Genomic DNA, 26307 nt, shown 5'->3' with positions numbered 1-26307 from the left:
GTCAGGCCGCGAGGTTCTGGACGGCTTGGAGGACCTCGAGGGCGTGGTCAGGCACCTTGACCCCGCGCCATTCGCGCACCAGCACGCCGTCCTTGTCGATGAGGAACGTGCTGCGGTCGATCCCGCGCACCTGCTTGCCGTACATGTTCTTGAGCTTCATGACCCCGAACAGCGTGCACAAGGCCTCGTCCGGGTCGCTGATGAGCGGGAAGGGCAGGGATTGCTTGTCGATGAAGCCCTCGTGGGATTTCAGCGAGTCGCGCGAAATACCGAAGACCGCGCAGTCCGCGGCCTGGAACTGCGCGTACAGGTCGCGGAAGTCCTGCGATTCGGTGGTGCATCCCGGCGTGTTGTCCTTGGGGTAGAAATACAGCACGAAAGGCTTGCCGTGCAGCGCCCGGCTGTCGATGTCCCCGGCGGTGGAGGGGGCGGTGAAGGCGGGCAGGGGCTGGCCGACGGCGATTTGAGTCATGGCGTGGGTTCTCCTGGAAGCAACAGGGCGAGGACGCGGCGTTCCTCGGACATGAGAATGTTGTAGGTGCGCGCTGCCGCCTGGGTGGTCATGGTTTCGATGCCGATCCCGAGGGACAGCAAGGCGCCGGTCACGGCGGGCGGCAGGAAGGCCTGCCTGGCGCCGGTGCCGATCAGCACCACCTCGGGCGCGTCCGGCGGCAGGGCGGGCGGCGCGTCGTCGAGAAAAGCGAGGGGGTCGCGGCGGGCATCCTTCAGCCCGACCAGAGACCGCAGCAGCTCGGCGTCGATGTCCGCCGGGGATGTCAGGTCCAGGCTGCGGATGAGACCCTCGGGTGTGAAGCTGACGGCAGTCCGGAAACGCACCCGGTTGATTTCCAGGTAATCGTCGCCGTAGGCGGTGACGGTGTTGAGCGCGGGGTTCGAGTCTTTTTGCAATAACACAGACGGCTCCGTTATTCCTGTGATCATAGCGCAATCCTTGCGGCGGCCCCGCGTCGCGCGGCTCGTCACCCGCGGCGCTGGACGTTCCCCGCTGGACGCTCCCATTTGCGAGTCTCCATCGCTTGCGCTAGATTATTGGATTTGCTGCGCTGCATCCATGTGCCTTGCGCGGCTTTCCATCGGCCACCCATCCCCTTCGAGGATCATCATGACCACGTTCTCGCGCATCGAACGCCTGCCTCCCTATGTGTTCAACATCACGGGCGAGCTCAAGATGGCTGCACGGCGGCGCGGCGAGGACATCATCGACATGTCCATGGGGAATCCGGACGGCCCCACGCCGCAGCACATCGTGGACAAGCTCGTCGAGGTGGCCAACCGCCCCGATACGCACGGCTATTCCGTGTCCAAGGGCATTCCGCGCCTGCGCCGGGCGATCTCCGGCTGGTACCAGCGCCGCTATCAGGTCGACATCGATCCCGATTCCGAGGCCATCGTCACCATCGGCTCCAAGGAAGGCCTCGCGCACCTGATGCTGGCCACGCTGGACCGGGGCGACACGGTGCTGGTGCCCAATCCCAGCTATCCCATCCATATCTACGGCGCGGTCATCGCCGGCGCCAACATCCGCTCGGTGCCCATGACGCCCGGCCTGGACTTCTTCGAGGAAATCGAACGCGCCGTGCGCGAGTCGATCCCCAAGCCCAAGATGATGATCCTGGGCTTCCCCAGCAATCCCACGGCCCAGTGCGTCGAGCTCTCGTTCTTCGAGCGCATCGTGGCGCTGGCGCGCGAGCACGGCATCCTGGTGGTGCATGACCTGGCCTACGCGGACATCACCTTCGACGGCTACGTCGCGCCCTCGATCATGCAGGTGCCGGACGCGCGCGACGTAGCGGTGGAATTCTTCACCATGAGCAAGAGCTACAACATGGCAGGCTGGCGCATCGGCTTCATGGTCGGCAACCGTGAACTGGTTCACGCCCTGGCACGGATCAAGAGCTATCACGACTACGGCACGTTCACGCCGCTGCAGGTGGCCGCGATCGCCGCGCTGGAAGGGCCGCAGGATTGCGTCGCCCAGGTGGTCGAGCAATACCGCAGCCGGCGCGACGTGCTGGCGCGCGGCCTGCACGAGGCCGGCTGGAACGTCGACGTGCCCAAGGCCTCGATGTACATCTGGGCACGCATTCCCGAGGCCTACCGCGACCAGGGCTCGCTGGAATATTCCAAGCGGCTGCTGTCCGACGCCAAGGTCGCGGTGTCGCCCGGCATCGGCTTCGGCGAATACGGCGACGAGTACGTGCGCTTTGCACTGATCGAGAACGAACAGCGCACGCGCCAGGCGGTGCGGGGGATCAAGGACATGTTTCGCAAGGATGGGCTGTTGAAATGAAGCCGATACGCATCGGATTGCTGGGCCTGGGCGTCGTGGGCGGCGGTGTCTGGACCGTCCTGGCGCAAAACGGCCCCGAGATCGCCCGTCGCGCGGGACGCAGCCTCCAGGTGGTGGCGGTGGCGGTGCGCGACGTCGCCAAGGCGCGCGCCCTGGTCGGCCCCGACGTGCAGGTGACCACCGACGGCCTTTCCCTGTGCCGGGACCCGGACATCGACATCATCGTCGAACTGATGGGCGGCGAGACGCTGGCGCGCCAGTGCATCCTCGAGGCCGTCGCCCACGGCAAGCACGTGGTCACGGCCAACAAGGCCCTGCTGGCGGTGCATGGCAACGAGATCTTCGCCGCTGCGCAGGCCCAGGGGGTCATGGTCGCCTTCGAGGCCGCCGTGGCCGGCGGAATCCCCATCATCAAGGCGATCCGCGAGGGGCTGACCGCCAACCGGATCCAGTGGGTGGCGGGCATCATCAACGGCACGACCAATTTCATCCTGTCGGAAATGCGGGCCCGAGGCCTGCCGTTCGACGAGGTTCTTGCCGAGGCCCAGCGCCTGGGCTATGCCGAGGCCGACCCCACCTTCGACATCGAGGGGGTGGATGCGGCGCACAAGCTCACCCTGCTGGCCTCGCTGGCATTCGGCATCCCGGTGCAGTTCGACAAGGCCTACGTCGAAGGCATTGCCCGACTGGCCTCGGAGGACATCCTCCATGCCCAGCGCCTGGGCTACCGGATCAAGCTCCTGGGCATCACGCGCCACCGGCCCGACGGCATCGAGCTGCGGGTCCATCCGGCGCTGGTGCCCGACCAGTGCCTGCTGGCCAACGTCGAGGGCGCCATGAACGCCGTGCTGGTGCGCGGCGATGCGGTGGGGCCGTCGCTGTATTACGGGCAGGGCGCCGGCGCCCTGCCGACGGCATCGGCCGTGATCGCCGACCTGGTCGACGTCACGCGCCTGCAGATGGCCGATCCCGAGCACCGGGTCCCGCACCTGGCCTTCCAGCCCGATGCCATGGCCGACATCCCGGTCCTGCCGATGGCCGAGGTGCGCACCAGCTTCTATCTGCGGCTGCGCGTCGACGACCGGCCCGGCGTCCTCGCGGACCTGGCGCGGGTGCTCTCCCAGGGGGGGATCTCGGTGGGGTCCATGTTCCAGCAACCGCACGGCGAGCACCAGGCCGACATCATTTTCCTGACCCATGAGGCGCGCGAAGGCGACGTCGACGCGGCGCTGGCCGCGATCCGCGAGCTGCCCTTCGTCCATTCCGGCGTCACGCGCCTGCGCGTGGAGAACATCAATTGAAATATCGTTCGACCCGCGGCGGCATGGCTCCGCTGCCGTTTTGCGACATCCTGCTCGAGGGCCTGGCGCCCGACGGCGGCCTGGCCCTGCCCGAATCGCTGCCGCGTCTGGATGAGGCCACGCTGGAGGCGTGGCGCGAGCTCGATTACGCCGGCCTCGCGGCGCGCGTGCTCGGCCTGTTCATCGACGACATCACGCGCGACGATCTGCTGGCGATGACCCACGCCGCCTATGCGCCCGAGGTGTTCCCGACGATTGCGCCGCTCAAGCCCCTGCAGCCGGGCCTGTCGCTGCTCGGCCTGTCCGAGGGGCCCACGCTGGCCTTCAAGGACATGGCCATGCAGTTCCTGGGCCAGGCCTTCGAGCATGTGCTCGCGCGGCGGGGCCAGGTGCTCAACATCCTCGGCGCGACCTCGGGCGACACCGGATCGGCCGCCGAATACGCCTTGCGCGGCAAGCGCGGCGTGGCGGTGTTCATGCTCTCGCCCCACGGCCGCATGAGCGCGTTCCAGCGCGCGCAGATGTATTCCCTGCAGGACGAGAACATCCACAACATCGCGGTGCGCGGTGTCTTTGACGAATGCCAGGACATCGTCAAGACCCTGGCCGGCGACCTGGATTTCAAGAGCACGCATCGCCTGGGGGCGGTCAATTCGATCAACTGGGCGCGCATCGCGGCGCAGGTCGTGTATTACGTCTGGGGCTGGCTGCGCGCCTCGGGACGTCCGGGCCAGGCCGTGTCCTTTGCGGTGCCCTCGGGCAACTTCGGCAATATCCTGGCCGGCCACATCGCCCGCCGCATGGGCGTGCCCATCCGCCGCCTGGTGCTGGCGACCAATGAAAACAATGTGCTCGAGGAATTCTTCCGCACGGGCGTCTACCGTCCCCGGCCGGCCAGCCAGACGCACGCGACCTCCAGCCCGTCGATGGACATTTCGCGCGCCTCGAACTTCGAGCGTTTCGTATTCGATCTGGTGGATCAGGATCCGGCGCGCGTGCGCGCCCTGTGGGCCGCCCTCGCGCGCGACGGGCAGTTCGACCTGTCGCCACTGCGGCCGACGTTCACCGAACGCCATGGTTTCGTGGCCGGCGTCAGCACCCATGCCGATCGGCTGGCCACTATCCGCGACCTGTACCGCGAGACCGGCGTGCTGGTGGATCCCCACACGGCCGACGGCGTCAAGGTCGCCCGCGAGCACCTCGAGGACGGCGTGCCCATGCTGGTCCTGGAAACCGCGCTGCCGGCCAAGTTCGCCGAAACCATCCGCGAGGCCATCGGCGAGGAGCCGCCGGTGCCCGAGGCCTTGCGCGATCTGCATGATCGCCCGCAGCGCGTGCAGGTCATGGATTGCGACGCGCGGCTGGTCGCCGATTACCTGGATCGGCACGGGCTGTAGCCGGCTTCAGGCGGAGGCCAGCGCCTCGGCGGCCTGATGGCCGCTGCGCACGGCGCCTTCCAGCACGGCGGGATAGCCCGTGTCGGTCCAGTCGCCGGCCAGCGCCAGGCGCGGCCAGGGCGTGCGGTTCCCGGGCCGGCGCTGGCCGGGGGTCGCGCTGAAGGTCGCACGCTTTTCAGTGATGAGGGTGCCGGCACGGACCTCGGGCAGGCGCTCGGGCGCCTGTTCGCGGATCTGGCCGATCACGCCCCCGATCACGGTTTCGGCATCGCAGGCCGCAATGCGGCTGGCGCCGCTGATGACCACGTGCACCAGGCCGGCGGCGTCGCCGTGCGCGATGGCGCTGCGATCGAACAGCCATTGTCCGTGGGCGTCGCGCTCGGGGCGTTCCTCGAGCATGCGCATGGCCTGGCCCGAGCCCCAGGGGCGATCGAGGCGCAGGGTGACGGTGCCGATGCCTTCGAAGCGCCATTGCGGCCAGGCGGCGAGCCATGGCGCCGCGTCGGGCAGTTGCCCGAGCAGGCGTGCCGCCTCGCCGGGCGGGGTCGCCAGGATGACGCCTTCGAAGTCCGCGCCGTCGACGCGGTAGCCGCCGGACACCGCCTCCAGGCTGAGGACCCGATGACCGATGGCGAGCCGGGGCAGCCGCGCCTGCGCCTGGGCGGGCCAGAGTTCGTCCAGGGTGCCGCGCGGGATCAACAGGCGGGCGGCCTGGGCGTTTGCGCCCAGGCTGTCGCGCAGGACGCGGAGGAACAGGCGGGCGTCGGCGATGTCGGCTGGGGTGTTCATCGCCGCCAGGCACAGGGGTTCCCACAGCAGCCGGCGCAGGCGCGCCGGGCAGCCCAGGCGGTCCAGCCACCGGGATACGCTGTCGGCTTCGGCGGGCAGGGCCTTGCGCGGGCCGAGCGCGGCCAGGAGGCGGGCCAGGCTGCCGCGCTCGCGCAGGCCCAGGCCGCGGCCGCCCAGCAGGACGCCCAGGCCGTGGGCGGGCGCCGGCAAGGGCCAGGTGCCCAGGCTGAACCGCCCGTCGGCGGAGGCCAGGCGCAGGCCCTGCGCATGGAAGGCGCGACCGGCGTCCACGCCGAGTTCGGCCATGAGGTCCAGTGTTTCGCGATAGGCGCCCAGCAGGATGTGCTGGCCGCAGTCGATCGTGGCCTGCAGCTCGGGCCGAGGGACGGCGCGGGCCCGTCCGCCGATGCGGCGGGCGGCTTCGTAGACCCAGGGCTCGTGTCCCAACCGCCGCAGGCGCACGGCGGCGGCCAGTCCCGCCCACCCCGCGCCGATGACGGCGACCTTCATGAACCGGCCAGCCGCTCGACCAGGCCGCGTCCCCCCGTGACCCAGACCTTCCAGGCCAGCCAGAACTTGCGGATCGGCGTCAGCGCGATGCGCTGGTCCAGGACGTGCCAGCGATCGCGCTGGATCTCGGCGAGCAAGGCATGGTAGATGGCCGCCATCATCAGTCCCGGGCGCTGGGCGCGCCGGTCGGCCTCGGGCAGCGCGCGCATCGCCTCGCCGTACAACTGCAGCGCGCGTTGCGTCTGGAATGCCATGAGCGCCTCGAAGCGCTCGGAATGGCGTGCGTCGAGAATGTCGGCCACCGTGACCTCGAAGCGCTCCATCTCGTCGGCCGGCAGATAGATCCGGCCGCGGCGCGCATCGTCGCCGACGTCGCGGATGATGTTGGTCATCTGGAAGGCCAGCCCCAGCGTTTCCGCGTAGACCAGGGTGCGCGGATCGGTGTGCCCGAAGATCGCCGCGCTGAGTTCGCCCACCACGCCGGCGGCGTGCCAGCAATATTTGCGCAGGGCGTCCCAGTCGGCGTAGCGGAACTGGTCCAGGTCCATTTCCATGCCTTCGATCACGGCGTACAGCGGATCGGGGCGCAGGCCGAACGTCCGGACGTGGCGCGCCAGTGCGATGGCCACCGGATGGTCGGGCGTGCCCTCGAACATCTGCTCGACCTGCGTGCGCCACCAGGCGAGCTTCATCCGGGCGACCGAGGGTTCGGAGGTGTCGTCGACGATGTCGTCGACCTCGCGACAGAAAGCGTACAGCGCGGTGATGGCCTTGCGCTGTTCGGGCGGCAGGAACAGGAAGGCGTAGTAGAAGCTGGAGCCGCTGCGGGCGGCCTTTTGCTGGCAGTAGTCGTCGGGATTCATCATCGGGGATCGGAAGGCGGACGAGGGGCGGAGAACGCCGGACGCAACGCGCGCCAGCATAGCAGCAAGCCGTCGCCGCGGGTGAGTGTGGGACGCCGGGCAAAGACGTCGTAGCCGGTGTGCTCGAGCTTTTCGAGGATGCGCAGGCCGCCGTGCACCACCAGGCGCAGCTCCAGGCCGATGCGGCCCGGCAGCCGCCAGGCCAGGGGCGCGCCCGCCGCCAGCGCGGCGCCCGCCCGGGCGGCCTGCTCGCGCATCAGGGCCCGCCAGGCGTCCGAGACGCGGGCGGGGGGCTGGCGCACGCAGCCGTCGATGTAGGATTCGTCGACCCCGTGGCGCGCCAGGCTGTCCTGCGGGATGTAGACGCGGCCCTTGGTCCAATCGATGGCCACGTCCTGGCAGAAGTTCACCCGCTGCAGCCCGGTGCAGATGGCGTCGGACTGCGCCAGGTCTTGCGCCTCGAGCGCGCCGAACAGGTGCAGCATGATGCGGCCCACCGGATCGGCGGAGCGCCGGCAGTAGTCCAGCAAGGCAGCCTCGTCGGCGTAGCGTGTGGTGCGCAGGTCCTGCGAGAACGCCGAGAGCAGATCGAGGAAAGGCTGGATGGGCAGGGCGTGCCGATCGATCGCGGCGCCCAGGTTCAGGAAGATCCGGCGGTGGGCGGGGTCCAGGCCGGCGTCGGGATCGCGTCGCGCGGCCAGCGCGTGCAGCGCCGCGCGCCAGGCATCGAGCTGGCGCGCGCGTTCCTCGACGGGCGCCTGGCCCTCGTCGGCGATGTCGTCCGCGCCGCGTGCGAAGGCGTAGACGTCGCGCACCGCCGGGCGCAGCCGCGCGGGCAGCAGCACCGAGGCGACGGGAAAGTTTTCATAATGATCGACGGCCATAATCATGGCAGTATACTGAGCGGCGGCTGCCATGCCGCCGCCGCACCGCTCGCTTTGGGGGATTCCATGCCGCGCCCGATCCTGGCCACCATCCATGTGCCAGCCTTGTCCCACAACCTGGAAATCGTCGCCCGCCGGCTGGCTCGGGACGTGGGGGCGTCGCGGCCCTCGATCTGGGCCGTCATCAAGGCGCGCGCGTATGGCCACGGGATCGACCAGGCGCTCGAGGGTTTCGCCCGGGCCGACGGTCTCGCGATGCTGGACCTGGACGAGGCGGTCCGCTGCCGCGAACGCGGCTGGAGCGGGCCGCTGCTGCTGCTCGAGGGCTTTTTCGAGCCGGCCGACATCGAGGTGCTGGACCATTACCGGATCAGCACCGCCATCCATTGCCCCGAGCAGCTCGAGATGCTCGAAGCCGGCGCGGTCCGCCATGCCCTGGATGCCTTCGTCAAGATCGATACCGGGATGCACAGGCTGGGATTCCAGCCCGATGCCTACCGCGCGGCCTACCAGCGCGCCCTCGACCTGCAGTCCGAGGGGGTGCTGGGCACGGTCGGAAAAATGACCCATTTTGCGCGGGCCGACGACGACGCGGCGACGACCGCCGCCCAATTACGGGTGTTCGCCGAGGCGACGACGGGCCTGTCGGGGCCGGTCAGTGTCTGCAATTCGGCCGCCACCTTGACCGAAGGCCTGGCCGCCGGAGTCCCGGGGGATCAATGGGTGCGGCCGGGCATCTGCCTGTACGGCGGCTCGCCGTTCGAGGATCGCTCGGCGCAGTCCATGGACCTGCGCCCCGCGATGACCCTCAGTTCCCGGCTGATCGGCACGCATACCGTGCCGGCCGGCGCCGGCGTCGGCTATGGCCACCGCTACGTGGCCCGGCATCCGACGCGGGTGGGCGTGGTCGCCTGCGGCTATGCCGACGGGTATCCGCGCCACGCGCCCACGGGCACGCCCATCACCGTGGACGGCGTGCGCACCCGCGTGCTCGGCCGGGTCTCCATGGACATGCTGGTGGCCGATCTGGACCCGGTGCCGCAGGCGCGCGTCGGCTCCCCTGTGGTGTTGTGGGGGGAGGGCGGGCCTTCCGTCGACGAGGTGGCCCGCCCCTGCGGGACCATCGGGTATGAACTCCTGTGCGCCGTGGCCCCCCGGGTGCCCCGGCGCATCCAGGGCGCGCAGGCCGCGCCGATTGCCGACGAGGGATCTTGAGTGAAGAACAATTGCGTACTGGTGACGGGGGCGACCAAGGGCATCGGCTGGGCCATCAGCCAGCGGCTCGCCGATCAGGGCTGCCACGTGGTGGGGCTGGCCCGCAATGTCCAGGACATCGATTTTCCCGGCTACCTGTATGGCTGCGATCTGTCCAATGCGGGCGAGACCGAGGAGGTCCTGCGCATCATCCGTGAAAAATACCCCGTCGACGCGCTGGTCAACAGTGTCGGGCCGGCCTTGCCCGAGGCGCTCGGCGAGGTCGACTTGTCGTCCCTCTACCAGGCCTTCGACCTGAACGTGCGCGTCTCGGTGCAGGTCGTGCAGGCGTTTGCGCCCGGCATGAAGGCGCGCAAGTCCGGCCGCATCGTGAACATCTGCGGCCGCGCGGTCCACGGATCCGCGGGGCACACCAGCTATTCGGCCGCCAAGAGTGCGCTGCTGGGCTGTACCCGGACCTGGGCGCTGGAACTCGCGCCGCACGGGGTCACGGTCAACGCGGTGTCGCCGGGGCCGGTGGAAACAGGCTTGTTCCGCGCCGAATATCCGGTGGACAGCGAGGCCGAGCGCGCGGTGCTGGCCACCATCCCCATGGGGCGCCTGGGCCAGGCGGCCGAGGTGGCGGCCGCCGTGACCTTCCTGCTGTCGGACGAGGCCGCCTACATCACGGGCCAGGAGCTGGGGGTCGACGGGGGTGGCAGCCTCGCGGGCCGCTGACCATGGCCAAGGCGAGGACACTGTTCGTTTGCGCCGAGTGCGGCGGCGGGGCTCCCAAATGGGAGGGCCGCTGTCCCCACTGCGGGGCCTGGAACACACTGCAGGAATCGCGCGAGGCCGCCGGCCCGGCCCATCGCTTTGCGCCGCTGGCGGCCTCCACGCCGGTGCGCAGCCTGGCCCAGATCGAGGCGCGCGAGCAGGCGCGCAATCCCACGGGCATCGCCGAGTTCGATCGCGTCCTGGGCGGCGGCCTGGTGCAGGGCGCGGTGGTACTGATCGGCGGCGATCCAGGCATCGGCAAGTCCACCTTGCTGCTGCAGGCGCTGGCCAGCATGGCGCGCGTGGGGCCGGTCCTGTACGTGACCGGCGAGGAATCCGCCGAGCAGGTCGCATTGCGGGCGCAGCGCCTCGAGGTCTCGGGCGAAGGGGTCGACCTGCTGGCTGAAATCCGCCTCGAACAGATCACCCAGGCGCTGGTCGAACGCCAGCCCGGCGTGGCCGTGATCGACTCGATCCAGACCCTGTATTCCGGCGAGCTCACCGCGGCGCCGGGTTCGGTCTCGCAGGTGCGCGAATGCGCGGCCCAACTCACCCGCATCGCCAAGCAGACCGGCATCACCCTGATCCTGATCGGCCACGTCACCAAGGACGGCTCGCTGGCCGGCCCGCGCGTGCTCGAACACATCGTCGACACCGTCCTCTATTTCGAGGGCGACACCCATTCGTCCTTTCGCCTGGTGCGCGCCATCAAGAACCGCTACGGCGCCGTCAACGAACTCGGGGTGTTCGCCATGACGGACCGCGGGCTGCGTGGCGTCAGCAACCCGTCCGCGCTGTTCCTGTCCGGGCATGCGCGCGACGTCGCCGGCTCTTGCGTGATGGCGACCCAGGAGGGCACGCGGCCGCTGCTGGTCGAGGTGCAGGCGCTGGTCGACACCGCGCACGTGCCCAATCCCCGGCGCCTGTCGGTGGGCCTCGAGGGCACCCGGCTGGCCATGCTGCTGGCCGTGCTGCACCGGCATGCCGGGGTGGCGACCTTCGACCAGGATGTCTTCGTCAATGCGGTGGGGGGCGTGCGCATCATGGAGCCGGCCGCGGATCTCGCGGTGTGCCTGGCCATACTGTCGTCCATGCGCAACCGGCCGATGCCGGCAGGCCTGCTGGCCTTCGGCGAGATCGGCCTGGCGGGCGAGGTGCGGCCCGCGCCCCGCGGCCAGGAGCGTCTGCGCGAGGCGGCCAAGCTCGGCTTCGGCCAGGCGGTGATTCCCAAGGCCAACCTACCGCGCCAGCCCATCGAGGGCCTGCGCATCCATGCGGTCGAACGCATCGAGGACGCGCTGCGGGTATTCGACGAGGCCGGGCCATGAGCCGCGCGACGGCGGGCGGGCGGGGCACGCCGTGCTGATCGGGCGCGGGGCCGATCGGGGGCGCGTCCAGGCCTTCGACGGCGGCGCGCTGTGCGTGCCCGAGTCCTGGGCGGCGCAGGCCGATCCGGCCTGGTTCGATCCCGTCGCCCTCGGCGGCGAAGCCGTCGGCGAGGGCGGCCGCCAGGCCGCCTGGTTCGTCCAGGGGCCTTTCGGCGCCGCCGTGCTGCGCCACTATCGCCGCGGCGGCCTGCGCGCCCGCCTGGGGCGGGAGTCGTACCTATGGCTGGGGGCGTCCCGCACACGCTCGTTCGCCGAATACGGGGTGCTGTCCCTGCTGCGCGCGGCGGACGTCGCGGTGCCCGCCCCGCTGGGTGCGGTCTATTGGCGCCACGGCGCATTCTATCGCGCCGCCATCCTGGTCGCACGGATACCGGCAGCCCGGACCCTGGCCGGATGCCTGGCCGCGGATGCCGGGGGCGGCCCGGCGGCGCAGGATTGTCCGGCGGTGGATCCGCCGGCCGTGGCCCGCGCCATCCACGCCATGCATGAGGCCGGGGTCCGCCATGCGGACCTGAATGCGCATAATATTTTGCTGGACGCGGGGGGCAGGGTCTGGCTGATCGATTTCGACCGGGCGGCCGTGGGTGTGGCGTCCCCGGGACAGCGCCGGAAAAACCTGTTGCGTCTGCGGCGCTCTTTGGTTAAGGTGTGCGGCGCGCCCGGTGCGCGGTGGTGGGACGCGCTGCATTCGGCCTATGGACGCCTGTCTGGCTAAAGGGCCACGCCGGCAGCATGAGTCGGTCCTTTTGATCCCGTTTTTCACTACGAGAGGGGCTTTGCCATGAAACTGGGCATCACCCATGCGATTCTTGTGGCCGGCGCGCTGGCGGCGGCATCCGCGGGCGCGCAGGAGCGCGTCGTCAACGTCTACAACTGGGCCGAATACACCGCGCCCGATACGATCCCCGGTTTCGAGAAGGCGACCGGCATCAAGATCCGCTACGACGTCTACGACAGCAACGATACGCTGCAGGCGAAACTGCTGACCGGCAAATCCGGCTACGACGTGGTCGTGCCCTCGACGCACTATGCGGCCCGCCAGATCGAAGGCGGCCTGTTCCAGAAGCTCGACCGGTCCAAGATCCCCAACTGGAAATACCTGGATCCGGCCCTGATGGCGCTGGTGGCCTCGGTCGATCCCGGCAACCAGTACCTGGTGCCCTGGGGCTACGGCACCAACGGCCTGGGCTACAACGTGACCAAGGTGCGCGAACTCATGGGCGCCGATGCGCCGCTGGGCTCCTGGGACATGCTGTTCAAGCCCGAGAACGCCGCCAAGCTCCAGGGCTGCGGGATTTCGATCCTGGACGAGGCCGCCCAGGTGTTTCCGGCGGTCCTGCACTACATGGGCAAGGATCCCAACAGCAGCGAGCCCAAGGACTACGAGGCCGCGCTCGCCCTGCTCAAGACCATCCGCCCCTACGTGCGCCAGTTCAGTTCCTCGGGCTATATCGACGAGCTCGCGGCCGGCGGCCTGTGCATGGTCTACGGGTATTCGGGCGACGTGATGATCGCCTCGGCCCGCGCGCGCGAGGCGGGCAAGGCCTACGCGATCGACTACTTCATCCCCGAGGGCGGGGCGCCCGCCTGGTTCGACACCATGGCCATCCCCAAGAGCGCCGAACACGTGGACGAGGCGCACGCCTTCATCAACTACATCGAGACGCCCGAGGTGCATGCGGCGATCACCAATACGATGTTCTACCCGAACGCCAACCAGGAGGCGCGCAAGCACGTGATCAAGGAGGTCGCCGAGAACCCCATGATCTATCCGCCCGCCGAGGTCGCCCAGACCCTGTTCGTGATCAAGCCCCAGCCCCTGCGCATCCAGCGCCTGCAGACGCGCATGTGGGCCGAGCTCAAGTCCGGGCGCTAGCGGCCATGCAGGACGTCCGCGGCATGCCTCGCCAGGGCGACGCCGATGATTTCGTGCGCGTCGAGGATGTGGTCAAGATCTTCGGCGACACGGTCGCGGTGCAATCCGTCAGCCTCTCGGTGCGCCGCCACGAGATCTTCGCCCTGCTTGGCAGTTCGGGCTGCGGCAAGTCCACGCTGCTGCGCATGCTGGCGGGTTTCGAGGAACCCACCTCGGGGCGCATCATCCTCGATGACGAGGACATCACCCAATTGCCCCCGCACCGGCGGCCGGTGAACATGATGTTCCAGTCCTATGCGCTGTTTCCGCACATGACGGTCGAGGCGAACGTCGCCTTCGGCCTGCGGCAGGAGGGCGTGCCGCGCCAGGAAATCCACGAGCGCGTCTTCGAGGCGCTGGACCTCGTCCAGATGGCGGGCTATGCCCGACGCAAACCTCAGCAGCTCTCGGGCGGACAGCAACAGCGGGTGGCCCTGGCGCGCAGCCTGGTCAAGCGTCCCAAGCTCCTGCTGCTCGACGAGCCCATGTCGGCGCTGGACAAGCAGATCCGCCAGGCCACCCAGATCGAATTGGTCAAGATCCTCGACCAGGTCGGCGTCACCTGCATCATGGTGACCCACGACCAGGAGGAGGCCATGACCATGGCCAGCCGCCTGGCCGTCATGAGCGAAGGCCAGATCGTGCAGTGCGGCACGCCCTACGAGGTCTACGCCTTCCCGAACTCGCGCTTCGTGGCGGGCTTCATCGGGTCGACCAATCTGTTCACCGGCACCATCGACGTCGACGAGCCCGACCACGTCCTGATCGGCAGCGACGCGCTGCCGCGGCCGCTGTACGTCAGCCACGGGGTCAGCGAGCCCTTGGGGATGGAGGTCCATGTCTCGATCCGTCCCGAGCAGATTCGCGTGCTGCGCGAGCAGCCCGCCACGGACTCCAACTGGGGCCACGGCATGGTGTCGCACGTCGCCTGGATGGGCAGCACGACGCGCTACCAGATCCGCCTGGACGCCGGACAGGTGATCGAGGCCAGCGTCCCCAGCCTGGACTGGAACCAGGCCGAGGCCCCGGGCATCGACGACGAGGTCTACGTCTCCTGGGGCCACGACGCCGGCACGGTGCTCGCCTCATGAACCTGCGCCTGCCCGCGCGCCTGCGCCCCTCGGCCCGCCAGCTCGCCGTCGGCGTGCCCACCGTCTGGTTGATGGTATTCCTGCTGGTGCCGTTCCTGCTGGTGCTGAAGATCAGCTTCGCGGACCTGCAGTTCGGCATCCCGCCCTACACCCCGCTGGCGACCCTCGAGGACGAAACCCTGCAACTGTCGGTGCACCTGCGCGGCTATATCCTGCTGTTCACCGACAACCTGTACCTGGCGACCTATCTGAATTCGGTCAAGATGGCCCTGGTCACCACGGTCTGCTGCGCCCTGATCGGCTATCCGATGGCCTACCAGATCGCCCGCTCGCGCCCGGCGATCCGCAACCTGCTGTTGCTGGGGGTCATCCTGCCGTTCTGGACCTCGCTGCTGCTGCGGGTGTATGCCTGGGTGGGCATCCTGCGCAGCGACGGCCTGCTCAACGGCGTGCTGATGGGCCTGGGTCTGATCGACGCGCCGCTGGAAATCTATCGCACCGACCTGGCCGTGTACATCGGCCTGGTGTATGCCTACCTGCCGTTCTTCATCCTGCCGCTGTACGCCAACCTCGTGAAGCTCGACCATCGTCTCCTCGAGGCGGCCTACGACCTGGGCGCGCGGCCCTGGCGGGCCTTCCTGCAGATCACCCTGCCGCTGTCGATGCCCGGCGTGATCGCGGGGGCGATGCTGGTCTTCATCCCCTCGGTGGGCGAGTACGTGATCCCCGAGATGCTGGGCGGGGCCGACACCCTGATGATGGGCCGCGTCATGTGGACGGAATTCTTCAACAATGCCGACTGGCCCATGGCGGCCGCGGTGACCTGCGTCATGGTCCTGTTGCTGCTGGTTCCCCTGTCGATATTCCAGTACAACCAGGCGCGACAGCTGGAGGGGCGCCGGCCATGAAGGGCAGTCCGGTCCTGCGCTTCCTGGTCCTGGTGGCGGGCTACGCCTTCCTGTACGTGCCGATCGCCTGCCTGATGGCGTTTTCCTTCAACGATTCCAGCCTCATGACCTCCTGGTCCGGCTTTTCGCTGCGCTGGTACGTCGAGCTCTTCCAGGACACGGCCCTGCTCGAGGCCGCCCGCCTGTCGCTGCTGATCGCGGCCCTGACGGCGACCACCGCGGTGATCATCGGCACCTGGGCGGGCTATGTGTTGGCGCGCATGGGCCGTTTTCGCGGCTTCGGCCTGTACATCGGCATGCTGAGCGCGCCGCTGGTGATGCCCGAGGTGGTCCTGGGAATTTCGCTGCTGCTGATGTTCGTCGAGATGTCCAAGCTCCTCGGCTGGCCCGATGGCAACGGCATCTTTACCATCTGGGTCGGGCACGTGACGCTGTGCATGGCCTACGTCGCCGTCATCATCCAGTCGCGCGTGCGCGACCTGGACCGCTCGCTCGAGGAGGCCGCGCTGGACCTGGGCGCCTCGCCGCTGAAGGTCTTCTTCCTCATCACGGTGCCGCTGATCTCGCCCGCGCTGCTGGCCTCCTGGCTGTTGGCCTTCACCTTGTCGCTGGACGACGTCGTAGTGGCGTCTTTTCTTTCCGGGCCGGGCTACACGACCTTGCCGCTCGAGGTCTTTTCGCGCGTGCGGCTGGGCCTCAAGCCCGAGATCAACGCGCTGGCGACGCTGTTCATGCTGGTGGTCGGCATCGTCGTGGTGGCGGCCAACCGCATGCAGGTGCGCCAGTCCGCCCGCTAGGTCGCCCCGGGTACAATGGCCGTTCGTCCCCCGCCGGAACCCCTCGCCACCATGTCCACCCAAGACCAGCTCAAGCAACAGGCCGCACAGGCGGCCATCGACCACGTCCTGCCGCAGCTCCAGCCCGAGGACGTCCTGGGGGTGGGCACGGGCTCGACGGTCGACCTGTTCATCGACCTGCTGGCGGCGCACCGGGGTGCTTTTCGTGCCGCCGTGTCCAGTTCCGAGCGCAGTACGCGCCGCCTGCGGGCCGCGGGAATCGACGTGCTGGACCTGAACGCCGTGCCCGCCATGGCCTGGTATGTGGACGGCGCCGACGAGATCGATGGCGCGCTCAATATGATCAAGGGCGGCGGGGGCGCCCTGACCCGGGAAAAGATCGTGGCCTCGGTCGCGGACCGTTTCGTCTGCATCGTCGATGAATCCAAGCTCGTCGACCGACTGGGCCGCTTTCCGCTGCCCGTCGAGATCATTCCCCTGGCCCGCGAGGCGGTGGCGCGCACCCTGCGCCAGTTCGGCGGCCGGCCGGTGCTGCGCGAGGGTTTCGTGACCGACAACGGCGGGCACATCCTGGACGTCGCCGGGCTGGCGATCGACGAGCCCGCGCAACTCGAGGCGATGATCAACAACATTCCCGGGGTGGTGTCCTGCGGCCTGTTCGCGATTTCGGGCGCGGACGTCGCGCTGGTCGCCGGCGAGGGCGGCGTGCGCACGCTGCGCCGCGCGGTGTCATGACATTGTCACAGCCCGGGTATAAGCTACGAAGACGCGTTCATGCGTAGCTCGCCGTTCGCAGCCGGGCCGTCATTCTTCACAAGGCATCGTCGGGGTGCTACGCTCTGCGGTCATGCGATTCCCCGTTATTGAGGTCAGGACATGCTGGAGCACACGAACAAGCAATTTCACACGGAACTCGAAACCACGCGCTCGATGTTTCTGCAGATGGGCGGCCTGGTCGAATCCATGGTGCTCGACGGCATGCGTGCGCTGGCCGACGGTGAACTCGACCTGGTCGACAAGGTGCGGGAGCACGAGCGCCAGGTCAACCAGCTGGAGGTCAGCATCGACGAGCGCATCGGCCAGCTGATCGCGCGCAACCAGCCCACCGCGGTCGACCTGCGCCTGCTGCTGTCGATCTCCAAGATGCTGACCGACATGGAACGCTGCGGCGACGAGGCCGTCAAGGTCGCCAAGGTGGCGCGGCGTTTGCATGAGGCCGATTCTTCCTACGAACCGGTGGTCGAGTTGCGCCACATGGCCGATGCCGTGGCGGGCATGATCCGCGCGGCGCTGGACGCCTTTGCCCGCGAGGACCCCGTGGCGGCCGCCCAGGTGGTGCGCAACGACAAGGACGTGGACCGCGAATGGAAGGCTGCGCTGCGCCACATGATCACCTACATGATCGAGGATCCGCGCACGATCTCGCGCTCGATCGATCTGGTCTTCATCGCCCGCGCCCTGGAGCGCATCGGCGACCACGCCAAGAACATGGCTGAACGGGTGATCTACATGGTGCTGGGCGACGACGTGCGCCACATGGGCGTTGCCAACACCGAGCGCATGGCGCGTGGCGAGGCGCCGGAAATCAAGGAAAAGTGACTCAGGCGCCCGGCGGCACGTAGCCCTGGGCCTCGACGTCCTGGTCCTCGAACAGGAATGCCTGCATCCGGCCGGACAGGAATTTCCGGGCCTCGGCGTCCGCGAGGCTCAGGTGGTTTTCGTTGACCAGCCGCGTCTGGATGTCCAGCCATTTGGCCCAGGCATCCTTCGAAATCTCGCGCCAGATGCGCACGCCCAAGTCCCCGGGATAGGGCGGATAGTCCAGCCCTTCGGCCTCGCGGTTCAATTTACGGCAGTGGATCATGCGGGCCATGGCGGACTCCAGATAGTGTGCTGCGCTCATTGTAGCCCGTCGGCATCCCGCGCCAGCGCGTCCAGCGTCCGCGCCAGGCCCGGGCGCCAATCGCAGGGCGGCAGGTTCAGCAGAGCGGCCAGCCGGGTGCCGTCCAGGCGGCTGTCGGCCGGTCGGGGTTCGGGCGAGGGCCAGTCGCGCGCGGCCATCGGGCCCAATGCCGGCAGGCGCCCGATCAGGCCCTTGCCGAGCGCCTGATCCAGGATTTCCCGGGCGAATCCATGCCAGCTCGTCCAGGGCGTGCCGCTGAAATGCAGAATGCCGCCGGGGATGGCGGGACGTGTCGCCAGCGCCAGCAGGGTGCGCGCCAGATCGCCCGCCCAGGTGGGGCCGCCGACCTGGTCGTCGATGACCCGCAGCGTGTCGCGTTCGCGGGCCAGTCGCAGCATGGTCTTGACGAAGTTGCCGCCGTAGGCGCTGAAGACCCAACCGGTGCGCAGCACGAGGCTGTCGGGCGCATGGGCCAGCACGCGGCGCTCGCCCTCGAGCTTGCTCAGTCCATAGGTGTTGAGGGGATTGACGGGATCGTCCTCGGTATAGGGGCGCCCGGCGCGGCCGTCGAACACGTAATCCGTCGAGACATGCAGCAGGCGTGCGCCGCGCCGTGCGCAGGCCTGCGCCAGCAGGCCCGGGGCCTGGGCATTGGCGGCCATGGCCTGCTCGGACTCGGCGGCGGCGCGGTCGACGGCGGTGTAGGCGGCTGCGTTGATGACGACGTCGGCCGGGTTGCGGTCCAGCCAGGCGTCGATACTGCCGGCCCGGCTGACATCCAGCATCCGCCGGTCGGCGAATGCCAGGGTGGCCGATGGCGGCAAGGGGTCGGCCAGTGCCCGCAGGGACCGGCCCAGCTGCCCGCCGGCGCCCGTCACCAGGATGCGCAGGCGGCCCGGCATCAGTGCGCGCCCATGCCCAGCCGGTCGCGCCGGTAGCCGCCATCCTGGATGTTGCGGCACCAGTCCAGATGGTCCAGATACCAGCGGACGGTCTTGCGCAGTCCGGTCTGGAAGGTTTCGACGGGCGTCCAGCCCAGCTCGCGCCCGATCCTGCCGGCGTCGATGGCGTAGCGGATATCGTGGCCCGGCCGATCGGCGACGTGGGTGATCAGCTCGGCATAGGGGCGCCGGCCTTGGGCGGCTGCCGGGACGAGTTCCTCGAGCAGCGCGCAGATCGCCCGGACCACGTCGATGTTGCGCTGCTCGTTGTGCCCGCCGATGTTGTAGGTGCGTCCCGGCGCGCCGTCCTCGACCACCCGCCGCAGGGCGCGCGCGTGGTCCTCGACGTACAGCCAGTCGCGCACCTGCAGGCCCGCGCCGTAGACTGGCAGCGGCTGGCCTTCGAGGGCGTTGAGGATCGTCAGGGGGATGAGTTTTTCCGGAAAGTGGTAGGGCCCGTAGTTGTTGGAGCAGTTGCTGACCAGGACGGGCAGGCCGTAGGTCCGGTGCCAGGCGCGCACCAGGTGGTCGGCCCCGGCCTTGCTGGCGGAATAGGGCGAACTGGGCGCATAGGGCGTGGACTCGGTGAATAGCCCGCCGTCCGCGCCCAGGTCGCCGTACACCTCGTCCGTCGAGACGTGGTGAAAGCGGAAGGCAGCGCGCGCGCCGGCATCCAGGGAATCCCAATAGCGACGGGCGGCTTCCAGCAGCGTATAGGTGCCGACCATATTGGTCTGGATGAAGGCCGCCGGGCCGTCGATCGACCGGTCCACGTGGGATTCGGCCGCCAGGTGCATCACGGCGTCGGGCCGGTGCTGCGCAAAGACGCGCGCCATGGCTCCGGCGTCGCAGATGTCGAGCTGCTCGAAGACGTGGCGCGGATCCTCGCCGATCGGGCGCAGGGATTCGAGATTGCCCGCGTAGGTCAGCTTGTCGACGTTGACCACCGAATGGCCGGTATCGAGGATCAGATGGCGGACCAGGGCCGAGCCGATGAATCCGGCGCCTCCGGTGACGAGGATCTTCATGTCCGCAGGCGCCGGTGGTGCAGGCGGAACACGGTGTTGTGGACGGTCTTGCGCAGGTTGTCGCGCAGCTTGAAGGCCTCGCGCCGCAGCTTGTCGCCGAGGCTGCGCCGCGCGCGGGTGGCGGGGCCGGTGATGTCGGAGGCCGAGTCGTCGTCGTGCGTCACGCAGGGGGGCTGCAGCGCGATCGATTCGACGCCGTGTTCGTAGAAGCGAATCATGGTGTCGTCCACCGGATAGATCCAGGTCTCGCAATGGCGCAGCAGGGTGGCGGCGCCCTGCGGCGTGATCAGGTAGGCCACGGTGCGGAAGTGGCCCTTGAGTTTCTTGTGCAGCACGAAAGGCCCGGCGCGTTCGATCGCGACGCTGGGGTCGCGCCCCGGCTTGTCGTTGCCGTGCAGCCACACCAGCGGCCAATGCTGCGCGATGGCGGGTGCGTGGGCGAGGAAATCCCCGAAATTCGGCCGCAGGACGGCGTCGTCCTCGATGACGATCAGCGGGCAGTCCGATTCGACGCATTCCTGCCACAGCAGGTAGTGGCTGGCGAAGCAGCCCAGTTGCGAGGGCTTGAGCGGATTGCCGCTGCCTTTGACCCGCCGGCGCGCGGCGGGGTCGTAATGCCGGAACAGCGGGTGGTCCGGCTGCAGCGTGCCGTGCACCGCCGGAAAAAAGCGATACGGATGATCGCCCAGTGCGACCATCTGGGCAGAGACCTGCGCGCGCCGATCGGCGCGCGAGGGCAGGTTGACGATGCGGATCGGAATGCGGGCGTCGGTCATGGCGGATGCGCGGGTGGCGCCTGGTGCGGGCCTAGGGTCTGTTCACACTAATTAAGGAGATCGCGTTGGGTCTGAACGCTGTCGAGCGCAAGGCGTCCACCGCAGCAAGGCTCAATGCCTTGCGAGGAAGGGCAACGCAGCGGGCGGCGGCGTTCAGACCCAACCCTGCGGGAAGCCATGAAAAATCCGCCTGCCCTGCGTTGCCCGTCTTGCGCGTATGGACATACGCGCTGCGCCAGGCGCCTTGTTCAGCCAGATTTTTCATGGCTTCGCGACTCCTTAATTAGTGTGAACAGACCCTAGAGCCGTTTGATGAAGACCAGGCTGTTGCGCGATCGATTGTAGTGCGCCTGCTTTTCCTTGGGCAGATCGGAAACCCCACCCTGGACGAAGCCGCGCTTGATGAACCAGTGCGAGGTTCGGGTGGTCAGCACGAACAGCCGGCGTGCGCCCATGGCGCGCGCGCGCGATTCGGCGTGGCGCAGCAGCATTTCGCCGTCGCCCGTGCCCTGCCATTCCTGCTGGACGATCAGGCAGGCCATCTCGGCCATGCCCTCGTCCAGGTAGGGAATCAGGGCGACGCAGCCGTAGATCACGCCGTCGTGCTCGAGCACGGTGAAGCGTTCCACCTCGCGCTCGATGGTGGCGCGGCCGCGCGGCACCAGCGTGCCGTCCGCCTCGAGCGGCTCGATGAGCTGGACGATGGCGCCCACGTCGTCGGCGACCGCGGGGCGCAAATCCTCGAGGGTGTCCTCGACCACCATCGTGCCCACGCCGTCGTGGGTGAAGATTTCCAGCAGGATGCTGCCGTCCAGCGTATAGGGCACCAGGTGCGCACGCGCCACGCCCCGCTTGATCGCCAGCGAGGCATGGCGCAGGAATGAACTGGTGTCCTCGTCGAGAGTGTTTTGCGCCAGGATCTCGTCGGCGTCCTTGCGGGCCAGTTCCGTATCCACCGAACCGTCCTGCTCGGTGATCGTCCGGCCCTGCGTCAGGAAGATGAGCTTTTCCGCGCGCAGGGCGACCGCCGCGCTGGTGGCCAGGTCCTCCATGGCGAGGTTGAAGGCCTCGCCCGTGGGCGAGAAGCCCAGCGGCGAGAGCAGGGCGATGGCGCCCTGGCCGATGATGTTGCGCATCGCGTCGATGTCGAGCTTGCGCACCGCGCCGGCGCGCTTGTAGTCCACGCCGTCGATGACGCCGACCGGACGCGCGGTGACGAAGTTGCCGGAAATGACGCGGATCTTGGCGTGCGACATCGGCGTATTGGGCAAGCCCTGGCTGAAGGCGGCCTCGATGTCCAGGCGGATCTCGCCCGCGGCCTCCTTGGCGCATTCCAGGGCCTCGGCGCCGGTGGGCTCGACGCCGCGTCCGAACTGGATGGGGTAGCCCTTGAGCCGCAGCTGTTCGTTGACCTGGGGACGCGAGCCGTGGACCAGCACCAGCCGGATGCCCAGCGCCGACAACAAGGACAAGTCGGCCACCAGCGGCTCGAGCGCACCGTCGTTGATCAGTTCCCCGCCGAAGGCCACCACGAAGGTCTTGCCCCGGAAATCGTGCACGTACGGCGCGACCTCGCGGAACCAGCGCACGAATTGCGCGGGGGCGAATTCAGGGGCGTCCTGGGCGGAATAGGTGTCGGTGTCTGGCGTCGTCATGGGCGGTGCCGTAAAAGAATCCAGCCAAAATTATAATGACCGTTCATGGACGCATCCCAGAAATCATCGCGGCGCGCCGCGCCGCCCGCCGCCGACCGGCCATTGCCGGCCCTGAATTATCCCGAGGAACTGCCCGTCAGCGCCCGTCGGGAGGACATCGCGCGCGCGATCGCCGAACACCCGGTGGTGATCGTCTGCGGCGAGACGGGCTCGGGCAAGACCACCCAGTTGCCCAAGATCTGCCTCGAACTGGGGCGCGGCCGCCGGGGGATGATCGGCCATACCCAGCCCCGGCGGCTGGCCGCGACCTCGGTGGCGCAGCGCGTGGCCGAGGAACTGAGCACAGAGATCGGCGACTGGGTCGGCTACCAGATCCGCTTCAGCGAACGGGCGGGGCCTTCCACGGCCATCAAGCTCATGACCGACGGGATTCTGCTGGCGGAATCGCAACGCGATCCGCTGCTGCGCCGCTACGACACGCTGATCATCGACGAGGCGCACGAGCGCAGCCTGAACATCGACTTCCTGCTGGGCTTTTTGAAGCAGCTGCTGGCCCGCCGCCGCGACCTGAAGCTGATCATCACGTCGGCCACGATCGACGCCCAGCGCTTCGCCCGTCATTTCGGCACGCCGGAACAAGCCGCGCCGGTCATCGAGGTGTCGGGCCGGCTGTATCCCGTGGACATCCTGTACCGGCCGGTCATGGCGCCCACGGTCCAGGGCGAGGGCGGCGCGGTGCCGACTGCGCGCGACGAGGAGCGCGACCTGATCGACGCGGTGGCCGATGGCGTGGACGAGTGCGCCCGCCACGGCACGGGCGACGTGCTGGTATTCCTGCCCGGCGAACGGGAAATCCGCGAGTGCGCCGAGGCGCTGCGCAAGCGCCACCCCGCGGGCGCCGTCATCCTGCCCCTGTACGCCCGCCTGTCGCGCGCCGAACAGGAGCAGATCTTTCACCCGCGCGGCAATGCGCGCCGCATCGTGCTGGCCACGAACGTCGCCGAGACCTCGCTGACGGTGCCGGGCATCCGCTACGTGGTCGACAGCGGCCTGGCGCGCATCAAGCGCTATTCCTGGCGCAGCAAGGTCGAGCAATTGCGCATCGAGCCGATCAGCCAGGCCTCGGCCAACCAGCGCGCGGGGCGCTGCGGGCGCATCGGCCCCGGCGTGTGCCTGCGACTGTACGCCGAGGATGACTTCAAGCGCCGGCCGGCCTTCACCGACCCCGAGATCCTGCGTTCGTCGCTGGCCTCGGTGATCCTGCGCATGAAGGCGCTGCGGCTGGACGACGTCGAGGCTTTTCCATTCGTCGATCCGCCCAGCGGCCGCGCGGTGGCCGACGGCTACCAGTTGCTGCAGGAATTGGGCGCCCTGGATGCGGGCAATCGCTTGACGCCGGTCGGCCGCTCACTGGCCCGCCTGCCGGTGGATCCGCGCGTCGCGCGCATCGTCCTGGCCGCGCACGAGCAGCAGTGCCTGGCCGAGATCCTCGTCATTGCCGCGGCCCTGTCGGTGCAGGACCCGCGCGACCGCCCGCTGCAGGCGCGCGAGGCGGCCGAGGCCGCCCATGCCAAGTTCAACGACAAGCAGTCCGAGTTCATGTCGTGGCTCAAGCTCTGGGCCTGGTATGGCGAACAGGTCGCGCACAAGGGCTCGCAGCGCAAGCTCGTCGAGCGGCTGCGCGCCAATTTCCTCTCGCCCGTGCGGCTGCGGGAATGGCGCGACACCCAGGTGCAATTGTTGACGCTGGCGCGCGAACAGGGCTGGCGGCTGAACCAGGCCCCGGCGACGGTCGAGCAGATCCACATGGCGCTGCTGGCGGGCTTGCTGGGCAACATCGGCATGAAGGGCGAGGATGCGAACCTGTACCAGGGCGCGCGCGACATCCGCTTCGCCATCCATCCCGGGTCACCCCTGCAAAAGAAAGCCGGGCGCTGGATCCTGGCCGGCGAGCTGGTCGAGACCACGCGCCTGTACGCGCGCTGCGTGGCGCGCATCGAACCGGCCTGGATCGAGCGTGCCGGGGCTCACCTGCTGCGGCGCGCATGGTCGGACCCGCGCTGGGAAAAAAAGGCGGGCCAGGTGGTCGCCAACGAGCGTGGCACGGTCCACGGCCTGCCGGTGTACTCGGGGCGCCGGGTGCATTACGGCCGCATCGATCCGGCGGCCGCGCGCGAGATCTTCATCCGCGACGCGCTCGTGCCCGGCGACATCGACACGCCCTTGCCCTTCGTCGCCCACAATCGCAAGCTCATCGCCTCGATCGAGCGGCTGGAGCACCAGAGCCGACGACCCGACATCCTGGTCGACGACGCCCTGATCCAGGCGTTCTACGAACAGCAGATCCCGGCCGACGTCTGCCAGACCGCCACCCTCGAAAAATGGGTCCGGGGACTGGACGCCGCGGCGGCCGCGCGCCTGAAGCTGACGCGCGAGGATCTGATGCGCCACGACGCGGCCGGTGTGACGACCGATGTGTTTCCCCGCCGGCTCAAGCGCGCGGGCGTCGAGATGGCCGTGGACTACCACTTCGAGCCGGGCTCGCCGCGCGACGGCATGACGCTCACCGTCCCGCTGTACGCACTCAACCAGATCGACGCGGCCGCCTGCGAGTGGCTGGTGCCGGGCATGCTCAAGGAGAAAGTCCACCTGCTGCTGAAATCCATGCCGCAAAGACTGCGGCGCCATTGCGTGCCGCTGCCCGACTATGCCGCGGGTTTCCACGAGCGTTGGTTCGAGCGTGCCGCGGATCCCGACATCGGCCTGCTCGAGGCCCTGGTCCAGGATATCTGGGCGCAGTGCAAACTGCGTGTGCAGGCGGCGGACTTCAAGCTCGAGACGCTGCCCGCGCATCTGTTCATGAATTTCAAGGTGGTCGATGAACACGGCCGGATGCTCTCGGGCGGGCGCAGCCTGGACCAGCTGCGCGCCGAACACGGCCGCGAGGCCCAGGCGTCGTTCCAGCAGGTCGCCGCGCATGACCGCGAGGTGGCGCAGGCCTTGGACCACGAGGGCCTGACCGCCTGGACCTTCGGGCCGCTGCCCGAATTGCTCGAGATCCACCGCAAGGGCCAGTCCTTCATCGGTTATCCGGCGTTGCGGGATCGGGGCGATTCCTGCGACCTGGACGTGTTCGACGACCCGCGCGAGGCCCGGCGCGCGCACCGGGCCGGTCTGCGCCGCCTGTTCCGCATCGCCTTGCGCGAGCAGGTCCGGTTTCTGGAGAAGAACCTGCCCGAGCTGACCCGCATGGGCATGCTGTACATGGACCTGGGGACGCAGCAGGAACTGCGCGACCAGATCATCGACTGCGCCCTGGACCAGGCCTGCCTGGCTGAACCCTGGCCCGAGGATGCCGACAGTTTCGAGCAGCGCCGCGAGCAGGGCAAGGGGCGGCTGGGCCTGCTCGCCCAGGAGATCGCCCGGCTGGCCGGACAGATCCTGGCCGAGCGCGCGGCACTGCACAAAAAACTGCCCCAGGCGCGGCCCTGGCCCGAGGCGCACGAGGACCTGCGCTGCCAGGAAGCGGCGTTGGTGGGCAAGTGGTTCCTGCGCGATACGCCGTACGAACAACTGCGCCATTTCCCGCGCTATCTCAAGGCCGCGCAGATGCGCGTCGACAAGCTGCGCGAGGATCCCGCGCGCGACGCGCGCTCGATGGCCGAGATCGCCGCCCTGCTCCAGCCCTGGCAGCGCGCGCGCGCCGCCCTGAAAGGGGCGCCGGACCAGCAGCTCGAGACCTTTCGCTGGCAGCTCGAGGAACTGCGCGTGGCGCTTTTTGCGCAGACGCTGCGCACCCCGTTTCCGGTGTCGGTCAAGCGCCTGCAGAAGGCCTGGTCCGCGATGCCGCGCTGACGGCCGGATGGGTACAATCCGACC

General features: G+C 68.8%; 25 protein-coding genes. 14 read left to right on the top strand and 11 right to left on the bottom strand.

Translation table 11 applies throughout. From position 1 onward, the window contains the following. Window position 1: 1 nt before the first annotated feature. On the bottom strand, window positions 2-472 hold the full coding sequence (locus OOZ48_RS09190) for a peroxiredoxin (RefSeq protein ID WP_269497479.1): 471 nt from the start codon (window positions 470-472) through the stop codon (window positions 2-4). After that, window positions 469-942: an Mth938-like domain-containing protein gene (locus OOZ48_RS09185; protein ID WP_269497478.1), complete on the bottom strand. Its 474-nt coding sequence runs from the start codon at window positions 940-942 to the stop codon at window positions 469-471. Before OOZ48_RS09185 ends, OOZ48_RS09190 begins: the two co-directional genes overlap by 4 nt. Before the next feature lie 181 nt (window positions 943-1123). Between OOZ48_RS09185 and alaC the strand changes: the two genes are divergently transcribed. The 3 genes from alaC to thrC are packed head-to-tail and all read left to right on the top strand — an operon-like array spanning window position 1124 to window position 5009. Beyond that, window positions 1124-2311: an alanine transaminase gene (alaC, locus tag OOZ48_RS09180; protein WP_269497477.1), complete on the top strand. Its 1188-nt coding sequence runs from the start codon at window positions 1124-1126 to the stop codon at window positions 2309-2311. Then, the gene (locus OOZ48_RS09175; protein ID WP_269497476.1) at window positions 2308-3612 is read left to right on the top strand and encodes a homoserine dehydrogenase; all 1305 of its coding nucleotides are present in this window, start codon (window positions 2308-2310) and stop codon (window positions 3610-3612) included. The genes alaC and OOZ48_RS09175 overlap by 4 nt, the downstream gene beginning before the upstream one ends. Continuing rightward, a complete protein-coding gene (gene thrC / locus OOZ48_RS09170; protein ID WP_269497475.1) occupies window positions 3609-5009 on the top strand; it encodes a threonine synthase in 1401 nt (466 codons plus the stop codon). The genes OOZ48_RS09175 and thrC overlap by 4 nt, the downstream gene beginning before the upstream one ends. A 6-nt stretch (window positions 5010-5015) precedes the next feature. On the opposite strand, the gene hpnE is transcribed toward thrC, so the two are convergent. The 3 genes from hpnE to hpnC are packed head-to-tail and all read right to left on the bottom strand — an operon-like array spanning window position 5016 to window position 8055. Beyond that, entirely contained in the window at window positions 5016-6308 is a 1293-nt protein-coding gene (gene hpnE / locus OOZ48_RS09165; RefSeq protein ID WP_269497473.1) for a hydroxysqualene dehydroxylase HpnE, read from the bottom strand. Continuing rightward, a complete protein-coding gene (hpnD, locus tag OOZ48_RS09160) occupies window positions 6305-7171 on the bottom strand; it encodes a presqualene diphosphate synthase HpnD (RefSeq protein WP_269498180.1) in 867 nt (288 codons plus the stop codon). The genes hpnE and hpnD overlap by 4 nt, the downstream gene beginning before the upstream one ends. After that, complete coding sequence (gene hpnC / locus OOZ48_RS09155; protein ID WP_269498178.1) at window positions 7171-8055, bottom strand: squalene synthase HpnC; 885 nt, start codon at window positions 8053-8055, stop codon at window positions 7171-7173. Before hpnC ends, hpnD begins: the two co-directional genes overlap by 1 nt. Window positions 8056-8121: 66 nt before the next feature. Here hpnC and alr point away from each other — a divergent pair, with 66 nt between their 5' ends. From alr to phoU, 10 genes are all read left to right on the top strand, one after another. Beyond that, window positions 8122-9270 (top strand): alanine racemase, encoded by a 1149-nt coding sequence (gene alr / locus OOZ48_RS09150; RefSeq protein WP_269497471.1) that lies wholly within the window; start codon window positions 8122-8124, stop codon window positions 9268-9270. Beyond that, on the top strand, window positions 9271-9987 hold the full coding sequence (locus OOZ48_RS09145; protein WP_269497470.1) for an SDR family oxidoreductase: 717 nt from the start codon (window positions 9271-9273) through the stop codon (window positions 9985-9987). Between the two features lie 2 nt (window positions 9988-9989). Continuing rightward, a complete protein-coding gene (gene radA, locus OOZ48_RS09140; protein ID WP_269497469.1) occupies window positions 9990-11354 on the top strand; it encodes a DNA repair protein RadA in 1365 nt (454 codons plus the stop codon). After that, window positions 11299-12129, top strand: coding sequence for a 3-deoxy-D-manno-octulosonic acid kinase (locus OOZ48_RS09135; protein WP_269497467.1), 831 nt, complete (start codon window positions 11299-11301; stop codon window positions 12127-12129). The genes radA and OOZ48_RS09135 overlap by 56 nt, the downstream gene beginning before the upstream one ends. 66 nt (window positions 12130-12195) lie before the next feature. Next, window positions 12196-13290 (top strand): polyamine ABC transporter substrate-binding protein, encoded by a 1095-nt coding sequence (locus OOZ48_RS09130; protein ID WP_269497465.1) that lies wholly within the window; start codon window positions 12196-12198, stop codon window positions 13288-13290. A 5-nt stretch (window positions 13291-13295) separates the two neighbouring features. Next, window positions 13296-14420, top strand: a complete 1125-nt coding sequence (locus OOZ48_RS09125; protein ID WP_269497463.1) for an ABC transporter ATP-binding protein — start codon at window positions 13296-13298, stop codon at window positions 14418-14420. A gap of 2 nt (window positions 14421-14422) precedes the next feature. Beyond that, on the top strand, window positions 14423-15328 hold the full coding sequence (locus tag OOZ48_RS09120; RefSeq protein WP_442867568.1) for an ABC transporter permease subunit: 906 nt from the start codon (window positions 14423-14425) through the stop codon (window positions 15326-15328). Continuing rightward, the gene (locus tag OOZ48_RS09115; protein WP_269497459.1) at window positions 15325-16125 is read left to right on the top strand and encodes an ABC transporter permease subunit; all 801 of its coding nucleotides are present in this window, start codon (window positions 15325-15327) and stop codon (window positions 16123-16125) included. Before OOZ48_RS09120 ends, OOZ48_RS09115 begins: the two co-directional genes overlap by 4 nt. Before the next feature lie 51 nt (window positions 16126-16176). Then, a complete protein-coding gene (gene rpiA, locus OOZ48_RS09110) occupies window positions 16177-16860 on the top strand; it encodes a ribose-5-phosphate isomerase RpiA (protein WP_269497458.1) in 684 nt (227 codons plus the stop codon). A 141-nt stretch (window positions 16861-17001) separates the two neighbouring features. Continuing rightward, complete coding sequence (phoU, locus tag OOZ48_RS09105; protein WP_269497456.1) at window positions 17002-17724, top strand: phosphate signaling complex protein PhoU; 723 nt, start codon at window positions 17002-17004, stop codon at window positions 17722-17724. 1 nt (window position 17725) lies between these two features. Here the strand turns inward: phoU and OOZ48_RS09100 are convergent, their stop codons facing one another. From OOZ48_RS09100 to argA, 6 genes are read right to left on the bottom strand one after another with little or no spacing between them, the layout of a single operon-like run. Next, window positions 17726-17998, bottom strand: coding sequence for an oxidative damage protection protein (locus OOZ48_RS09100; RefSeq protein ID WP_269498177.1), 273 nt, complete (start codon window positions 17996-17998; stop codon window positions 17726-17728). Between the two features lie 26 nt (window positions 17999-18024). Further along, a complete protein-coding gene (gene rfbD, locus OOZ48_RS09095; RefSeq protein ID WP_269497455.1) occupies window positions 18025-18930 on the bottom strand; it encodes a dTDP-4-dehydrorhamnose reductase in 906 nt (301 codons plus the stop codon). Then, window positions 18930-19997 carry a dTDP-glucose 4,6-dehydratase gene (rfbB, locus tag OOZ48_RS09090; RefSeq protein WP_269497454.1) on the bottom strand — a complete coding sequence of 356 codons (1068 nt, stop codon included), beginning with the start codon at window positions 19995-19997 and terminating at the stop codon, window positions 18930-18932. Before rfbB ends, rfbD begins: the two co-directional genes overlap by 1 nt. Then, a complete protein-coding gene (locus OOZ48_RS09085) occupies window positions 19994-20773 on the bottom strand; it encodes a glycosyltransferase family 25 protein (RefSeq protein WP_269497453.1) in 780 nt (259 codons plus the stop codon). Before OOZ48_RS09085 ends, rfbB begins: the two co-directional genes overlap by 4 nt. Before the next feature lie 31 nt (window positions 20774-20804). Beyond that, complete coding sequence (locus tag OOZ48_RS09080; protein WP_269497452.1) at window positions 20805-21038, bottom strand: hypothetical protein; 234 nt, start codon at window positions 21036-21038, stop codon at window positions 20805-20807. Window positions 21039-21072: 34 nt separating this feature from the next. Beyond that, the gene (gene argA, locus OOZ48_RS09075; protein ID WP_269497451.1) at window positions 21073-22428 is read right to left on the bottom strand and encodes an amino-acid N-acetyltransferase; all 1356 of its coding nucleotides are present in this window, start codon (window positions 22426-22428) and stop codon (window positions 21073-21075) included. A 45-nt stretch (window positions 22429-22473) separates the two neighbouring features. Between argA and hrpA the strand changes: the two genes are divergently transcribed. Continuing rightward, window positions 22474-26283: an ATP-dependent RNA helicase HrpA gene (gene hrpA, locus OOZ48_RS09070; protein ID WP_269497450.1), complete on the top strand. Its 3810-nt coding sequence runs from the start codon at window positions 22474-22476 to the stop codon at window positions 26281-26283. Window positions 26284-26307 lie beyond the last annotated feature (24 nt).

Source organism: Castellaniella sp. S9 (genome assembly GCF_027257175.1).
In the GTDB taxonomy this organism is placed as follows: Bacteria; Pseudomonadota; Gammaproteobacteria; order Burkholderiales; family Burkholderiaceae_B; genus Castellaniella.
This window is presented reverse-complemented; position numbering and strand designations above follow the sequence as displayed.

Coding starts and splice junctions, on each gene's coding strand:
- OOZ48_RS09100 (WP_269498177.1), bottom strand. CDS start 17,998: ATGGCCCGCATGATCCACTGCCGTAAATTGAACCGCGAGGCCGAAGGG.
- OOZ48_RS09185 (WP_269497478.1), bottom strand. CDS start 942: ATGATCACAGGAATAACGGAGCCGTCTGTGTTATTGCAAAAAGACTCG.
- rpiA (WP_269497458.1), top strand. CDS start 16,177: ATGTCCACCCAAGACCAGCTCAAGCAACAGGCCGCACAGGCGGCCATC.
- radA (WP_269497469.1), top strand. CDS start 9,990: ATGGCCAAGGCGAGGACACTGTTCGTTTGCGCCGAGTGCGGCGGCGGG.
- OOZ48_RS09130 (WP_269497465.1), top strand. CDS start 12,196: ATGAAACTGGGCATCACCCATGCGATTCTTGTGGCCGGCGCGCTGGCG.
- alr (WP_269497471.1), top strand. CDS start 8,122: ATGCCGCGCCCGATCCTGGCCACCATCCATGTGCCAGCCTTGTCCCAC.
- OOZ48_RS09190 (WP_269497479.1), bottom strand. CDS start 472: ATGACTCAAATCGCCGTCGGCCAGCCCCTGCCCGCCTTCACCGCCCCC.
- OOZ48_RS09080 (WP_269497452.1), bottom strand. CDS start 21,038: ATGAAAAATCTGGCTGAACAAGGCGCCTGGCGCAGCGCGTATGTCCAT.
- OOZ48_RS09135 (WP_269497467.1), top strand. CDS start 11,299: ATGCGGTCGAACGCATCGAGGACGCGCTGCGGGTATTCGACGAGGCCG.
- OOZ48_RS09085 (WP_269497453.1), bottom strand. CDS start 20,773: ATGACCGACGCCCGCATTCCGATCCGCATCGTCAACCTGCCCTCGCGC.
- hpnC (WP_269498178.1), bottom strand. CDS start 8,055: ATGGCCGTCGATCATTATGAAAACTTTCCCGTCGCCTCGGTGCTGCTG.
- OOZ48_RS09125 (WP_269497463.1), top strand. CDS start 13,296: ATGCAGGACGTCCGCGGCATGCCTCGCCAGGGCGACGCCGATGATTTC.
- OOZ48_RS09115 (WP_269497459.1), top strand. CDS start 15,325: ATGAAGGGCAGTCCGGTCCTGCGCTTCCTGGTCCTGGTGGCGGGCTAC.
- phoU (WP_269497456.1), top strand. CDS start 17,002: ATGCTGGAGCACACGAACAAGCAATTTCACACGGAACTCGAAACCACG.
- hpnE (WP_269497473.1), bottom strand. CDS start 6,308: ATGAAGGTCGCCGTCATCGGCGCGGGGTGGGCGGGACTGGCCGCCGCC.
- rfbB (WP_269497454.1), bottom strand. CDS start 19,997: ATGAAGATCCTCGTCACCGGAGGCGCCGGATTCATCGGCTCGGCCCTG.
- OOZ48_RS09175 (WP_269497476.1), top strand. CDS start 2,308: ATGAAGCCGATACGCATCGGATTGCTGGGCCTGGGCGTCGTGGGCGGC.
- hrpA (WP_269497450.1), top strand. CDS start 22,474: ATGGACGCATCCCAGAAATCATCGCGGCGCGCCGCGCCGCCCGCCGCC.
- rfbD (WP_269497455.1), bottom strand. CDS start 18,930: ATGCCGGGCCGCCTGCGCATCCTGGTGACGGGCGCCGGCGGGCAGCTG.
- hpnD (WP_269498180.1), bottom strand. CDS start 7,171: ATGAATCCCGACGACTACTGCCAGCAAAAGGCCGCCCGCAGCGGCTCC.
- argA (WP_269497451.1), bottom strand. CDS start 22,428: ATGACGACGCCAGACACCGACACCTATTCCGCCCAGGACGCCCCTGAA.
- alaC (WP_269497477.1), top strand. CDS start 1,124: ATGACCACGTTCTCGCGCATCGAACGCCTGCCTCCCTATGTGTTCAAC.